This is a genomic window from Caballeronia udeis (assembly GCF_044909315.1).
Classification (GTDB): Bacteria; Pseudomonadota; Gammaproteobacteria; order Burkholderiales; family Burkholderiaceae; genus Caballeronia; species Caballeronia udeis_A.
Genome location: NZ_JBIYEB010000012.1, coordinates 186,668 through 200,771, shown reverse-complemented (window position 1 = coordinate 200,771; position 14,104 = coordinate 186,668). Strand labels below are relative to the sequence as shown.

The window sequence follows — 14,104 nt, the reverse complement described above, 5'->3', positions numbered from 1 at the left end:
CGGAGTCTATGCCGGGTTGCTGCTTTCGGCCTTAGCGGTCTGCGAGAGTCGGATTTTCTCTTTATCACTCATAGGTGCCCCAAAAGCACGGTGCTCGCCAGAGCGAAGGATGTGTGAACCCCTCCTTCTCCGAACACGGATACCCACACGCTTCGCCACCAGTGATTGAACCTGCCCAAGGGACACCCCGCGCTATCCGCGAACAACCTTCCACCGAATTTGTACGCGTGTCGAACCACGTCGCCCACCCACGGAGAAACAAGGTCTCAAAAACGCGTGAGGCCGTGCTGACCGTAGGATGCTGGTGCTTGCCCGAGAGCACTGGTGGCGAAGCGTGTTCATGTCAGGATTCGCGAGAAGGAGGGATTCAAACATCCGTCGCTCTGGCGAGCACCGTGCTTTTGGGGCACCTATGAATAGAAACTGCACGCTGTGGACACTTAGGGTAGAGCGGTTAAAGTGTTTTCTTTGCTTCATTTCTTTGTCGCTTTGCACAAAGAAATGACGCGCCGCCACGCGCAGTGGCTAATAGTGATAAAGAGAAAATCCGACTCTCGCAGACCACTAACGCCGAAAGCAGCAACCCGGCACTGACCCCAACCGCTCCCCCCGGAACCTGGCATCACCCCTGACCACCAGCCCCGAAACCCCCAAACCCCAACCCCAAGTGCGAACGAAACTCAGAATGGCAACTTGGCGTCGGCCTTCTCCGCCAAAATCACCCGGCGAAAATCTTCCTGAATCCGCTTCAGCGCTTCCTCGCTGTCAGCTTCAAACCGCATAACCACCACCGGCGTGGTATTCGACGACCGCGCGAGCCCAAAACCATCCGGATACTCCACCCGCAACCCGTCAATAGTCAGCACATCGTCCGCGCCCGTGAACTTCGCGTTTTTCTGCATCTTCGCGATCAACTCAAAATTCTCACCTTCATTGAGCTTCAGCTGCAATTCCGGCGTCGACAGCGAGTTCGGCAAATCGTTAAGGAGCTTGCTCGGATTAGCCACCCGCGACAGGATTTCAAGCATCCGCGCACCGGTATAAAGGCCATCGTCGAAACCGTACCAGCGATCCTTGAAAAACACGTGACCACTCATCTCACCCGCCAACGGCGCGCCGGTTTCCCGCAGCTTCGCCTTCACCAGCGAGTGACCCGTCTTCCACATCACCGGCTCACCACCCTCGTCACGAACCCATTTAGCAAGATTACGCGTGCACTTGACGTCGTAAATGATCTGCCCACCCTTGTTACGCGACAACACTTCCTGCGCAAACAACATCAACTGACGATCCGGATAAATGATCTGGCCGTCCTTCGTGACCACGCCAAGACGGTCGCCGTCGCCATCGAAAGCAAAACCGATCTCCGCATCCGTCTCCTTCAACGCCTTGATCACGTCCTGCAGGTTTTCCGGGTGCGCCGGATCGGGATGGTGATTCGGGAACGTCCCGTCAATATCAGTGAACAGTTCAACCAGCTCGCAGCCCAGCGCCTTGAACAAACGCGGCGCGAGATCGCCGGCCACGCCGTTGCCGGCATCGACCACGATCTTCATCGGGCGGGCAGGCTTGATGTCGCTGACAATCCGGTCAAGGTAGACCTGCTGGATATCGTATTCGGTGTATGTGCCCGCACCGCTCGTAAAGTCGTCATTGACAATGCGCTGATACAGCGCCTGGATCTGGTCGCCATAAATGGCAGCACCGCGCAGGACCATCTTGAAACCGTTGTAGTCGGGCGGATTGTGGCTCCCCGTCACGACAATGCACGAATCCACGCTTCGCTCGCCAGAAGGCAACGCGAGCGGCACGCTGGCGCCGAAATAACCGACGGGCGTAGGCACCATGCCAAGGTCGACCACGTCCACGCCGGCTTCACGCAAGCCGTCAGCAAGCGCGCCAACAAGCTCCGGACCCGACAGACGGCCGTCACGTGCCACGACGACCGAGTCGCCGCCCTGCTTTCTGATCTCGCTGCCGAACGCGCGGCCAATGTTGCGCGCGACGCCGGCATCGACGGTTTTGCCCACGATGCCGCGAATGTCGTAAGCCTTGAAAATGGACTGGGTAACTGATGCTTGCGGTGACTGGCTCATGGAATAGCTACCTGACTAATAATTGAAATGGTTCCGGGGCATCCCGAAGCGTCCCGGGTCACGGAGACCCCTTGATACAGACCTGCGGCCAACAATAAAAACTGACTCGACCAACCCGGTCACTACGCCGCTGCAACTCGCCGATATAAATCGCCGGACACACGCCGGACGCACGAACCGCCAGAAACGATACCGGACGAAACGCGAAAAAATAACGAAAGAAATTCGTCGCGCGCGGCCCCGATCCTCATGACGCTCCCTTCGGAGACCCCTCGGCGAGTATCCACCACGCGGTTGGGCGCACTGTTCGCACCTATAATCGCAGTCTTTCCGCGCGGACCTGCGCAAATATTCTAATCCAATGCCCGGACGCTTTTTCACCGCAAAGTACAAACGTCGCACCAAATGGCGGGAAACCGCTCGTAGGTTGACGGGTCCCGACAGGGTACCGGCAGGGATGACAAAAAGCCCGGGCGGCTCTTTTACCGCAAGCGCCATGCCTATGGCTACTAAAACATCAGGCGCCGCCCGCGGATGCTGAAACGGATCAAGAACCCCGACGTCACCAAGGCGCTGGCGAACATCGTCTGGCTGGGTCTCGAACGCCTGACACAGATCGCGGTGGCTATCGCCATCAGCGGACTGCTCGCGCGCTACTTCGGCCCCGACGTCTTCGGCAAATGGCAATACGCCAACACGCTGCTGCTCGTGCTCTCGCCCATCACCTGGGTCTGCGGCGCCGAAATCCTCGTGCCAACCATCGTGAATCGCCCACCCGGCCAGCTCGGCACGGTGCTCGGCAGCGCATTCGTGTTGCGCATGGGCGTATCCGCCGCGGCCCTGGTCGTCACCTGGACAGGCATTGCGGCGGGTTTCACCGACCCGCTTGTCGGCGCCATGCTTGCCGGCCTTGCCGTGACCATGCTGTTTCGCGAACCTTTCGTCGGCGTGATCAACGCATGGCTGCAAAGCATGACATACAGCAAACCGCAATTGCTGACCAGCATGCTCACGGCGGTCGCCAAAGCCGCGCTCGTGTACGTGCTCGTGCGCGCTGCGGCAAGCCCGGCGCGCTTCGGCTGGCTGTGGGCGTTGGAAGCGGCGGTTATCGGCGGCGTGTTGATGCTGTATTACATTCATCGACACGGCGGCAAGCTCGGCTGGCACATCGACCGCTCGCTGTTTCGCCATTTCGCGAGCGCCGGCACAGTGTTCTGGCTCGGCCTCATTTGTATGTATCTATTCCTGAAGCTCGACCGGCTCATGCTCGAACGTCACATTTCGTTCGCCGATCTCGGCCGGTATTCCGCCGCGCAGCAACTCAACGAAAACTGGATCACGCTCGCGCTGATGCTCGCGCAGACTATCGCCCCGGCGTTCGTGTACCGCGTGCACGACGCCGTGCAGCTCAAACGCAACCTCGGCCGCCTGATCGCGATGACGGCCGTGCTGATGATCGGCGGCGCGATCGTGCTCGACCTGCTCGCGGGGGTCATCATCTCGCGCGTGTTCGGGCCGGCTTACACCGAATCCATCAGCATTTTCCGCTGGGCGGTCTGGCTTTCAGTGCCGGCCGGCATAGAAGCAATCGGGAACCTCGTCGTGCTTAAATACCAGGCGAAATTCGTGTTGCTCGCGAAGTGGCTGCTGGCGCTGGCGGTCGCTTTCGGGGTGAACCTGATCGCGATTCCCCGCATGGGCAGCTACGGCGCGCTGATCGGGCTGGCGGCGGGGTATCTCGCGGCGGCATCGGTCAATTTCTACTACATCCGCTTCAGGCTGCGGGTATGACGGCTTCCTCACCTACGCCCACCACGCCCATGTCATCTGCGGCGCTCGACGACGTCACCGTGCTGATCCCCGTGTTCAACGCCCAGCACGACCTGGACCGCACGCTCGCCTCGTTCTGCGAGCGCGCGCCGGTGCGCGTGCTGATCGTCGATGACGGCAGCCTGCCGCCCATCGTCGCACCGGCTGTTACGAACCTCACGATCGACGTGCTGCGCATGCCGCGCAACGGCGGTATTGAGCTGGCGTTGCAGACCGGCGTGGCCACGTTGGCGCAACGGGGTGTCAAATACGCGGCGCGAATCGATGCGGGCGATCTGGCGACGCCGTATCGGCTGGAAAAGCAGCGCGCTTATATGGAAGCGCATCCGGAAACGGCGGCGCTCGGCATGTGGACGCACGTGGTGAGCATGGAGGGCGCGCCGCTGTTCGACCTTCGTCCGCCCGCCGAACCCGCAGCGATCCGCCGCGTCATGCTGCTGCGCGCCTGCTTTTCCCATCCGACGATGATGCTGCGCGTCGGCGCCGTGATGGACGCCGGCAACTATCGCGCGGAGTATCGCGCGGCCGAGGATCTCGATCTGTTCCTGCGCCTGATGCAAGACCACGACTGCGCGAACCTGCCGGAATTCGGCGTGTATTACGAACTCAACGAGCAAGGAATCAGCGCGACGAAACGCCGTACACAAACGCTTTCCACGCTGCGGCTGCAATTGAAATACATGCGTTTGACGAACCTGCCGGACTGGCTTGGCGTGGCGAAAAACATCGCGCATCTGGTGCTGCCGTACAGCGCCTTGCGTGCGTTGAAAACGCGCTTGTTTCGCGCGTGACGCAAGCCCCTGACTCAAGTCCTTTATTCAGCACCTGACATACCGTATTTGAAACCTATCGAATGAACGCAGAGAAATCCCGCCTTCGCATCACCCTCGTCTGCAACACGGCGTGGGCGATCTACACCTACCGGCGCGGCCTGCTGCGGATGCTGATCGAACGCGGCGTGGAAGTCTCGGTGATCGCGCCGCGCGACCGGACCTCCGCGCCGCTGGAAGAAATGGGCTGCCGATGCGTCGAGCTGCCCGTGGCATCGAAAGGCACCAATCCCCGCGATGACCTGAAGACCCTCGCCGCGCTGTATCGCGAGTACCGGGCAACCCGGCCGCACCTGGTGTTTCACTACACGATCAAACCGAACATCTACGGTTCGATCGCGGCGAAACTCGCGGGCGTACCGTCAATTGCGGTCACCACAGGCCTGGGTTACGTGTTCATCCAGAAGAGCCGGACGGCAAGTGTCGCGAAACGGCTTTACCGTTTCGCATTCCGGTTTCCGCGCGAAGTGTGGTTCCTGAACCAGGACGACCGGCAGGCGTTCATCGACCAGAACCTGCTGGTTCATCCGGACCGCGCGCGCCTGCTGCACGGCGAAGGCGTCGATCTCGACGATTACGCTTTCCAGCCGCTACCGCGTGCCAACCCGCAGACGGAAGGCTTTTTTTTCATTTTAATTGGCCGTCTGCTGTGGGATAAAGGCGTCGCGGAATACGTCGATGCAGCCCGCCGGCTGCGCCTGAAATATCCGTACGCGCGGTTCCAGTTACTCGGACCCGCAGGCGTCGACAACCCCAGCGCCATCACGCTCGACGAAGTGCAGGCGTGGCAGCGCGAAGGGGTCATCGATTATCTCGGCGAGGCGCACGACGTCCGCGCGTTTATCGGTAATGCGGATTGCGTGGTGCTGCCGTCGTATCGCGAAGGCGTGCCGCGGACCTTGATGGAAGCGTCTGCAATGGGACGCCCGATTGTCGCCACCGATGTCCCCGGCTGCCGCGAAGTCGTCGAAAACGGCGTGACGGGCCTGCTGTGCGAAGTAAAAAGCGTCGACAGCCTCGCGCAGCAGCTCGAACGCCTGCTTCTTTCGAGCCACATGGCACGCGCTGAAATGGGCGTGGCGGGCCGCGCCAAGGTGGCGCGCGAATTCGACGAAAACGCGGTCGTCGAGCGTTATAAAGGCACAATACGCGCGGTTACCGGCGTTTCACTCTAAATCACCCTCCGGGAGCGTTATTCATGACTGGTCACACAAGCGCGAAGGGCACGATCCTCGTCACGGGCGGCGCCGGTTTTATCGGCTCGCATACTTGCGTCGAATTGCTGAATGCCGGTTACGGCGTTGTCGTGATCGACAACCTCGTGAACAGCAACGCTCAGTCGCTCAAACGCGTGGAGCAGATCACCGGCAAGACGCTGGCTTTCTACGAAGCCGATGTCCGCGATGAAACCGCCCTCGCCCGCATTTTCGATGAGCACGCGATCACCGGCGCGATCCATTTCGCCGCGTTGAAGTCGGTGGGAGAATCGGTGGCGAAACCGATCGAGTATTACCGTAACAACATCGACAGCCTGCTCGTGCTGCTCGACACCATGCGCGCGCGCAACGTGAAGAAATTCGTCTTCAGTTCGTCGGCGACGGTGTATGGCGTGCCGAAGAGCGTGCCTATCGACGAGTCGTTTCCGCTGTCGGCAACAAACCCCTACGGGCAATCGAAGCTTATCGCCGAACAGGTTTTGCGCGACCTGGAACTCTCCGATGCCGCGTGGCGCATTGCAACGCTGCGTTACTTCAATCCGGTCGGCGCGCATGAAAGCGGCTTGATCGGCGAAGATCCGGCGGGCGTGCCGAACAACCTGATGCCGTATGTCGCGCAAGTGGCGGTGGGCAAACTGGAACGCCTGCGGATTTTCGGCAGCGATTACGCGACCCACGACGGCACCGGCGTGCGCGATTACATTCACGTGGTCGATCTGGCGCGTGGCCACATCAAGGCGCTCGATGCGCTGGAGTCGCTTGACAGCAGCTTTGTCGTGAACCTGGGTACCGGCACCGGCTATAGCGTGCTGGATGTGGTGAAGGCATTCGAAACGGCGTCGGGCCAGCCCGTGCCGTACGAACTTGTCGCCCGCCGTCCGGGCGATATCGCCGAATGTTTCGCCGATCCGGCCGCCGCCGCGAAGTTGCTCGGCTGGCAAGCGGAACACGGCATCGAACGGATGTGCGCCGATCACTGGCGCTGGCAGTCGCAGAACCCGAAGGGTTTTGCCTGACGTTCTGGTTCAGGCGCGGCCTGGTTCTGGTTCAGGTCCCGCCTGATGCGTTCTTTCTAGTGGTTATTTTTCATGCTCAGTTTTGCGCTCGGTTTTCTCGTTTCGCTATTCATCACGCTGTTGATCGTGCGATTTGCGCATTTGCACGAAGGCATTTCCGGCGATAGCGATTTTGCCGGCGTGCAGAAGTTTCACGCGCGGTCCGTGCCCCGCATCGGCGGGGTCGGCATCCTGGTTGGACTCACCGTCTCGGCCGTGCAGCTTCGATGGACTTATCCGGTCGTATCGAGCGGAATCCTCGCCATTGTTGCTTGCGGCATGCCGGCGTTTTTCTCGGGACTGGTCGAGGACCTGACCAAGCGGGTGACACCGGTTGTACGCCTGGTCTGCACGATGGCCGCGGCCGCGCTTGCGTATTTCCTGCTGGGGATCGCGGTCACGCGTATCAGCGTTCCGCCGCTCGACTTCCTGCTGACCTACGGGGTCATCTCGTGTCTCGTGACCGTGGTGGCGGTGGCGGCTTTGGCTAACGCGATCAATATCATCGACGGCTTCAACGGGCTCGCGTCCATGGTCGCATTCATGATGTTCGCGTCGCTCGCGTACGTCGCGTTCCAGGTTCACGACCCGGTGGTGTTGTCCGCCTCACTGATCATGATGGGCGCGGTGATGGGCTTTTTCATCTGGAACTTCCCGGCCGGGCTGATTTTTCTCGGCGATGGCGGCGCGTATTTCATCGGCTTCATGCTGGCCGAACTGTCCATCATGCTCGTGATGCGCAATCGCGATGTCTCGGCATGGTTCCCGGTGCTGCTGTTCATGTATCCGATCTTCGAGACCTGTTTCTCGATCTACCGGAAGAAGTTTATTCGCGGGATATCGCCCGGGATTCCCGATGGCGTGCATCTGCACATGCTGGTGTACAAGCGCCTCATGCGCTGGGCCGTCGGTGCGCAGAATGCCCGCGAAATCACGCGGCGCAACTCGCTCACCTCACCGTATCTGTGGCTGCTATGCCTGGTGGCCGTGATTCCCGCCACGCTCTTCTGGCGGCATACACTGCATCTGTTCTGCTTTGTCGTGGTGTTTGCGTTCACCTACGTGTGGCTTTACGTGAGCATCGTCCGGTTCAAGTCGCCGCGATGGATGGTGTTCCGGCGAACTCATCCAGTGAAGAAGTAGTGCTCTGCGCGCCGGCGGTTTCCCCGGCCGGCGCGCTCCCTCCTGCTAGCTCGACACAAACTCGAGCAAGTCCGCGTTCACCTTGTCAGCCTCGACCACGCACATGCCGTGCGCGCCACCCGGATACACCTTGAGCGTCGCATTCCTGACGATCTTCGCCGAGTGTCTTCCCGCTGCATCGATCGGCACGATCTGGTCGTCATCACCGTGCAGGATCAGGGTCGGTACATCAAACTTCTTCAGGTCTTCCGTGTAATCGACCTCTGAAAATTCCCTGATGCACGCATACTGCCCCAGTATCCCGCCCAACATTCCCTGCGCCCAGAACGTGTCGATCACGCCCTGCGATTTCTTGGCGTTATCTCGGTTGTAGCCGAAGAACGGCACCGCCAGATCCTTGTAGAACTGCGAGCGATCTCCCGCCACGCCTGCGCGGATTCCATCGAATACATCCTTCGGCAAGCCGCCCGGATTCGCTTGCGTCTTCAGCATCAACGGCGGCACGGCCCCGATCAACACGGCCTTCGAGAGCCGCCCGGTTCCATGACGCCCGATATAACGCGCGACCTCGCCACCGCCCGTTGAGTGACCCACCAGCATGGCGTCTTTCACATCCAGTGAATCGAGCACAGCGGCCAGGTCGTCCGCGTAGGTGTCCATGTCATTGCCCTGCGCGGGCTGGCCTGAACGCCCATGTCCCCGGCGGTCATGCGCAATGACCCGGTAGCCCTTCTGGACCAGGAACAACATCTGCGAATCCCACGCGTCCGCATCCAGCGGCCACCCGTGCGAGAACACCACCGTCTTGCCGGTACCCCAGTCCTTGTAGAAAATCTCCGTGCCGTCCTTCGTCCTGATCGTGCTCATGGAACGTGCTCCTTAAGGTGAGATAACGCGCTGCGTCCGTCGTCCACCGTCTTGGCGTGGGCGCAACGCGTGGGGTTTGGCGAAGGCCTGCCGCGCCTCCGCCGTGCAAATCCTGCGCTCTTCATGCGACGTCTTGATGTTTCCCCGGCCTTCGATTGGTCGTATGAAACGATGAGTGTGATAAGCGGAACCGGGTCTGAAACGCGGGTGTTCGTACAGGTTAGATGACAAGAGCCTTACCGCAAAGGCGCGTTGAAAATCGTCGGGCCAACGTCGCGCCACCTGCCATTTCTGCTCGCACCAACCCTCGCCGATTTAATGCATTTTCCATCGGCCGCGCGAACTTTCAGGCTCGCCGCCGCAATCAAAATTCTTCGGGAAAACGCCGATTAATCTGTCTCATTGATAAACCGCGTATATCGGGACGATAAGCCAATGTTATAGAAGTTATTACCCACGCTTACCTGAAAACTATTGAAGACTCCTGTTTTTACTGATTCAGTACAGCCAAAAATTGACTTATCAAGGTTTGCCTTATTGGTACAATCACTTATGTCTGACGATATCCTATTGCAACTAGACATGCCCTTTACTATCGTGAGAGGGAAGCACCTGTACGCGAACATTATGAATACAAACATCATATATCGATCACCACTACATTCCCCTCGTCGTGCAACCCGTTACTCGTCGATTGAGCCGCATTTCGGAAGCGCTGCCGAAATGCGGCTGAAGTTCGCGATAAAAAAAAGCAAACGATAAACAGCACAAATAAACCAGACTGGAGACCCAGAATGAGCTCTCATACAGGCAGCACAATTACCGGTTCGCCCGGATTTTTTTCCAAAGAAGCTTCTATTGCAAAACCGGGGTTTTCCCGCTGGATGGTCCCGCCCGCCGCCCTCGCCGTGCATTTGTGTATCGGGCAGGCTTACGCGTTTTCCGTTTTCAACGCGCCGCTCACACGTGTCATCGGGATCACGGAGTCGGCGCCGGACGACTGGTCGCTGACCACGCTGGGCTGGATCTTTTCGCTGGCTATCGTGTTCCTCGGACTGTCGGCCGCGTTCGCCGGCAAGTGGCTGGAGAAAGTCGGGCCGCGGCGCACCATGTTCACGGCGGCCGCCTGCTTCGGCGGCGGGTTCCTGGTGGCGGCGCTCGGGGTGCATCTGCATCAGATCGTGCTGGTCTACCTCGGCTACGGCGTAATTGGCGGAATCGGGCTCGGGCTCGGTTATGTCTCGCCGGTGTCCACGCTGATCCGCTGGTTTCCTGACCGGCGCGGCATGGCGACCGGCATGGCGATCATGGGCTTCGGCGGCGGTGCGATGATCGCGGCGCCCGCCTCGGTCGCGCTGATGAACCACTTCAAGAGCGCGACCAGCAACGGCGTGACCGAGACCTTCGTGGTGCTGGGTGTCATCTATTTCATCTCGATGTCGATCGGCGCGCTCGCCATCCGCGTCCCGCGTCCGAACTGGACGCCGGCGGGCTGGACGCCGCCGGTGACGAACGGCAACAAGATGATCACGCGCAATCACGTGCATATTGACCAGGCGCTGAAGACGCCGCAGTTCTACCTGATCTGGCTGGTGCTCTTCCTCAACGTGACGGCCGGGATCGGCGTGCTGGGCCAGGCCTCGGTGATGATCCAGGAGAGCTTCAAGGCATCGGTCACGGCGGGGGCTGCGGCCGGTTTCGTCGGCCTGCTTTCGCTCTTCAACATGGGCGGGCGTTTCGTGTGGGCATCGGCGTCGGACTGGATCGGGCGCAAGAACACCTACTTTGTCTTCTTCGTGCTCGGTGCGGTGCTGTATCTGCTGGTGCCGCAGTTCGCGCAGGCCGGCAATGTGGCGCTCTTCGTGCTCTCGTATTGCGTGATCCTGTCCATGTACGGCGGCGGTTTTGCGACCGTCCCGGCCTATCTCGCCGACATGTTCGGCACGAAATTCGTGGGCGGCATTCATGGACGCCTGCTGACCGCGTGGGCTGCGGCCGGTATCGCAGGTCCGGTGCTGGTGAATTACATCCGCGCGTATGAAGTGGAGCATGGCGTGGTCAAGGCGGAGGCCTACACCACGACCCTGCACATCATGGCCGGACTGCTGGTGATCGGGTTTATCTGCAACCTGCTGGTGAAGCGCGTGAACGAGAAACATCACATGAGCGCGTCCGCACTCGCGGCAGACTGAATCCCAGGACAACGATAAACCGGAGAACACGATGAACGCTCATACCGACCTGAACCCCAACGCAGATGCCGCGCCGTCCAGCAAGCTGCTGCTCGGCGTGTTCTGGATCTATGTGCTGGTCCCGCTTGCATGGGGCGTGATCAACACCTTGCTCCAGGCGACCAAGTTGTTTCATTGATCCACTGAAGAAGTTGAAGATTCGACGTCCATGGAAACAGGAATGCCGGCTTGCACAGCCGGCATTTTTTATGACGCTTGAATGCGGGCAACCCTGCGATCAGGCCGGCGCACCCGCCATGTACCCCGTGACCTGCCGGGCGACGGCCAGATAACGCTCGGCGGTATCGGCAAGCGTAAGGCCGCCCAGCGGCCGCGGCGCGCGCTTTTCTCCCAACGCGGTCACCAGCGCGCGTGCATATAGTGAGGTGTCCTCGGGATCCAGCAAATGCACAGCGGGAAAATCCGCCGCGAAGCTGAACGGCCGGATGTCGCTGGCGACAATCGGCACCCCCGACGCAAGCGCCTCCAGGAACGCGATGCTATGGCCTTCGGAGCGCGACGGCATGGCGAACACGCTCGCCTTGAAGAGAATGTCGGAGACGTCCGAACGCGGCCCTTCCACCGTGACCCGTTGCTCAAGCCCAAGCTTCACCACGAGATCCTTCACCGCCGTGAAATAGGCCGGATCCTCGACCACGCCGACCAGCAGCAACCGTGCGAGCGGCACCTGCCGCGCGACTTCCTTGAACGCATGCACCGTCTGCAACTGATTCTTCACCGACGTATAACGCCCGATCTGCACGATCTGCACATGGTCATTGGCAAGATCGGCGTCCAGGCCGTGCGAGAAGCGCGCCATGTCCACGCCGTTAGGAATGAGCTGCATTGACGGATGCCGGCCCACAGCAGCCACATAGTCGTCGATATTCGCCGGCGACACCCCGATCACCGCCCGCGCCCGCCGCGACAACACGCGTTCGATCCGCCGGAACAAACCGCGCTCGAAGTCGTTGGTGGCGGAATGCATCACGTACACCACGGGCGCCGATATGGGCAGCGCACGGGCGTAGAAAGCGGGAATGGTCGCGTGGGCAAACACCACGTCCGGACGATAGTGGTGCACCGCCTGGTACAAATGCCACAGCTTGCCGAGCGTGCCGTGGAATGCGAGGGGAAACATGCACTCCACGCCGTTCGCGTCGAGTTCCTCGCGCAGCGTGACGAAGTCGTCGTGTTGCGGCCGCAGTGACGTCATGCCGACCACTTCCCCGCTCCTCTGCTGATGAATCGCGAGGTCCTTGGCCAGCACTTCCGCCCCCGAAAGGCGCGGGGCAAGAACAAGATGAAGGATGCGCATCACGCCTCCCTGGCGATTCGGAACAGCATCCACCCGGCGGCTGCACCAAGACCGACCGTCATTGCCCACGCAATGCCGGTGACGCCCCACAAATGGGTGGCAACCGGTACCGTCACCAGGAGCACCACGGCCTGGATGATGGACGCGTGCGTGGCGACCTTCGGCAGGCCCACCGCACGCAAATACGATACCAGCACGGCGATCACCGCACCGATAGCCATGTTGACCACGAAGATCCGGAACAGTGGTACAGCCGGCAGCCACGCGGTTCCCAGCACGATCTGGAAGAGCGGTTCCGCGGCGAAGCGCAGGAAGATCACCAGCACCACGAGACCGCCTGCGATCAGTGCAAGATAACGGCGGAACAACCGCGCGGCAAAATCCGCATCCTTGCGATGATGCGCGGCGAACGTCGGAAACAGGTATTGCGACATGGCAATGGCGGCATCGGCAAGCAGCATCTGGGCGAGCTTCGAGGACATCTGGTAGGCGCCCAATTGCGCCGGCCCGAGCAGCTTGGCGACAATCACCTTGTCGAACTGGTTGAGCAGCAGGTTCACCACGCTGCCCGCCCAGATCCAGCGGCTGAAATTCACGTAGTGTCCAATGCCCTTCCACGACAAGCGCAGCGGCGGGCGCGGCGACATGGTGGTCCAGGTCAGGACCGTCTTGAGCGTCTCTCCCGCCACCATCCCGAGCAGGACCGAATAAGCGCCCGCGCCGCCGAGCGCGAAAGCCAGGCCAATCGCGCAATCGAGGAAGGCAGACGACATCTCCACGCCCGCGATGCGCATGAATCCACGCTCACGGGTCACGATGTAATACGCCGGCGACGCCACGCCGCGAATCAGCGGCAACAGCGCGGCGAGCTGCAACAGCAGCAGCGAGCCGCCCAGGTGGAACTGCTGGTCCATCAGCGGCGCGGCGCAGACAATCAGCAGCGCGATCAACGCTCCGCGCGAGGCCAGCGTGGTCCACACGGCGCCCAGTTCCGAACGGGTCGGTGTTTCGCGGCCCTGCACGACGGCTTGTGCAAGGCCCGTGTCGCTCAGCGCTTCGGCTATGGCGACCGCGAGCAACGCGACACTGACGCTGCCGATCGCGGCGGGTCCGAGAATCCGGCCGATCGCCAGGAACTTGACCGCGACGAATCCCCGCACCACGATTTGCTGCAGCAGCACCCAGATGGCGGCGTCCTGGTCAAAACGCACGCTCGCGGTTGAAAACGGTAAGCGAACTGCTCTCACAGACATTCCTCGCGTCGGATCGAATTTTTGTAGTTGGAGCGTGGCAAACGGGTTGCCCGCGCGACGTGACTTTGCATTAGCTATGTATAAACCCGAAGGTTTCCGCAAAGGTAACGTGACGCGCCCTGTGCCGTGCGCCATCTCGTAGTCGATATCGGCCCTCGTGTGCGCTGGCTCACTGTCTTTTTTCGCCAGAGGAATACCCTGACTTTGGCGGTTACGTAGCAGGCAGCAATGCTAGTGTTGACGTTATCGACTGATGTTTGGTGC

The 14,104-nt window shown here is 60.6% G+C and carries 11 protein-coding genes; 7 read left to right on the top strand and 4 right to left on the bottom strand.

Annotated elements, in window-relative coordinates; translation table 11 throughout:
* Positions 1-680: 680 nt before the first annotated feature.
* Positions 681-2,096, bottom strand: a complete 1,416-nt coding sequence (locus ABH944_RS20650) for a phosphomannomutase/phosphoglucomutase (protein WP_404609506.1) — start codon at positions 2,094-2,096, stop codon at positions 681-683.
* A gap of 534 nt (positions 2,097-2,630) precedes the next feature.
* Between ABH944_RS20650 and ABH944_RS20645 the strand changes: the two genes are divergently transcribed.
* The 5 genes from ABH944_RS20645 to ABH944_RS20625 all read left to right on the top strand — a co-directional run bounded on the left by ABH944_RS20645 (position 2,631) and on the right by ABH944_RS20625 (position 8,171).
* Positions 2,631-3,887 carry an oligosaccharide flippase family protein gene (locus tag ABH944_RS20645; RefSeq protein WP_062091807.1) on the top strand — a complete coding sequence of 419 codons (1,257 nt, stop codon included), beginning with the start codon at positions 2,631-2,633 and terminating at the stop codon, positions 3,885-3,887.
* On the top strand, positions 3,884-4,717 hold the full coding sequence (locus ABH944_RS20640) for a glycosyltransferase (protein WP_404609507.1): 834 nt from the start codon (positions 3,884-3,886) through the stop codon (positions 4,715-4,717). Before ABH944_RS20645 ends, ABH944_RS20640 begins: the two co-directional genes overlap by 4 nt.
* Positions 4,718-4,779: 62 nt before the next feature.
* Positions 4,780-5,931, top strand: a complete 1,152-nt coding sequence (locus ABH944_RS20635; protein ID WP_404609508.1) for a glycosyltransferase family 4 protein — start codon at positions 4,780-4,782, stop codon at positions 5,929-5,931.
* A gap of 23 nt (positions 5,932-5,954) precedes the next feature.
* Positions 5,955-6,989 (top strand): UDP-glucose 4-epimerase GalE, encoded by a 1,035-nt coding sequence (gene galE / locus ABH944_RS20630; protein ID WP_404609509.1) that lies wholly within the window; start codon positions 5,955-5,957, stop codon positions 6,987-6,989.
* 72 nt (positions 6,990-7,061) lie between these two features.
* Positions 7,062-8,171, top strand: coding sequence for an MraY family glycosyltransferase (locus tag ABH944_RS20625; protein WP_404609510.1), 1,110 nt, complete (start codon positions 7,062-7,064; stop codon positions 8,169-8,171).
* Positions 8,172-8,216: 45 nt separating this feature from the next.
* On the opposite strand, the gene ABH944_RS20620 is transcribed toward ABH944_RS20625, so the two are convergent.
* Entirely contained in the window at positions 8,217-9,038 is an 822-nt protein-coding gene (locus ABH944_RS20620) for an alpha/beta fold hydrolase (RefSeq protein ID WP_404609511.1), read from the bottom strand.
* A 794-nt stretch (positions 9,039-9,832) separates the two neighbouring features.
* Between ABH944_RS20620 and ABH944_RS20615 the strand changes: the two genes are divergently transcribed.
* A complete protein-coding gene (locus tag ABH944_RS20615; RefSeq protein ID WP_404609512.1) occupies positions 9,833-11,230 on the top strand; it encodes an L-lactate MFS transporter in 1,398 nt (465 codons plus the stop codon).
* Between the two features lie 31 nt (positions 11,231-11,261).
* Complete coding sequence (locus tag ABH944_RS20610) at positions 11,262-11,408, top strand: MFS transporter small subunit (RefSeq protein ID WP_404609513.1); 147 nt, start codon at positions 11,262-11,264, stop codon at positions 11,406-11,408.
* A 99-nt stretch (positions 11,409-11,507) separates the two neighbouring features.
* Here ABH944_RS20610 and ABH944_RS20605 read toward each other — a convergent pair whose 3' ends face one another.
* Positions 11,508-12,587, bottom strand: a complete 1,080-nt coding sequence (locus ABH944_RS20605; protein ID WP_404609514.1) for a glycosyltransferase family 4 protein — start codon at positions 12,585-12,587, stop codon at positions 11,508-11,510.
* Entirely contained in the window at positions 12,587-13,834 is a 1,248-nt protein-coding gene (locus ABH944_RS20600) for an oligosaccharide flippase family protein (RefSeq protein WP_404609515.1), read from the bottom strand. Before ABH944_RS20600 ends, ABH944_RS20605 begins: the two co-directional genes overlap by 1 nt.
* Between the last annotated feature and the right edge of the window lie 270 nt (positions 13,835-14,104).

Excerpts from the sequence above, each read along its gene's own strand:
- ABH944_RS20650 (WP_404609506.1), bottom strand. The coding sequence starts at position 2,096 with ATGAGCCAGTCACCGCAAGCATCAGTTACCCAGTCCATTTTCAAGGCT.
- ABH944_RS20645 (WP_062091807.1), top strand. The coding sequence starts at position 2,631 with ATGCTGAAACGGATCAAGAACCCCGACGTCACCAAGGCGCTGGCGAAC.
- ABH944_RS20640 (WP_404609507.1), top strand. The coding sequence starts at position 3,884 with ATGACGGCTTCCTCACCTACGCCCACCACGCCCATGTCATCTGCGGCG.
- ABH944_RS20635 (WP_404609508.1), top strand. The coding sequence starts at position 4,780 with ATGAACGCAGAGAAATCCCGCCTTCGCATCACCCTCGTCTGCAACACG.
- galE (WP_404609509.1), top strand. The coding sequence starts at position 5,955 with ATGACTGGTCACACAAGCGCGAAGGGCACGATCCTCGTCACGGGCGGC.
- ABH944_RS20625 (WP_404609510.1), top strand. The coding sequence starts at position 7,062 with ATGCTCAGTTTTGCGCTCGGTTTTCTCGTTTCGCTATTCATCACGCTG.
- ABH944_RS20620 (WP_404609511.1), bottom strand. The coding sequence starts at position 9,038 with ATGAGCACGATCAGGACGAAGGACGGCACGGAGATTTTCTACAAGGAC.
- ABH944_RS20615 (WP_404609512.1), top strand. The coding sequence starts at position 9,833 with ATGAGCTCTCATACAGGCAGCACAATTACCGGTTCGCCCGGATTTTTT.
- ABH944_RS20610 (WP_404609513.1), top strand. The coding sequence starts at position 11,262 with ATGAACGCTCATACCGACCTGAACCCCAACGCAGATGCCGCGCCGTCC.
- ABH944_RS20605 (WP_404609514.1), bottom strand. The coding sequence starts at position 12,587 with ATGCGCATCCTTCATCTTGTTCTTGCCCCGCGCCTTTCGGGGGCGGAA.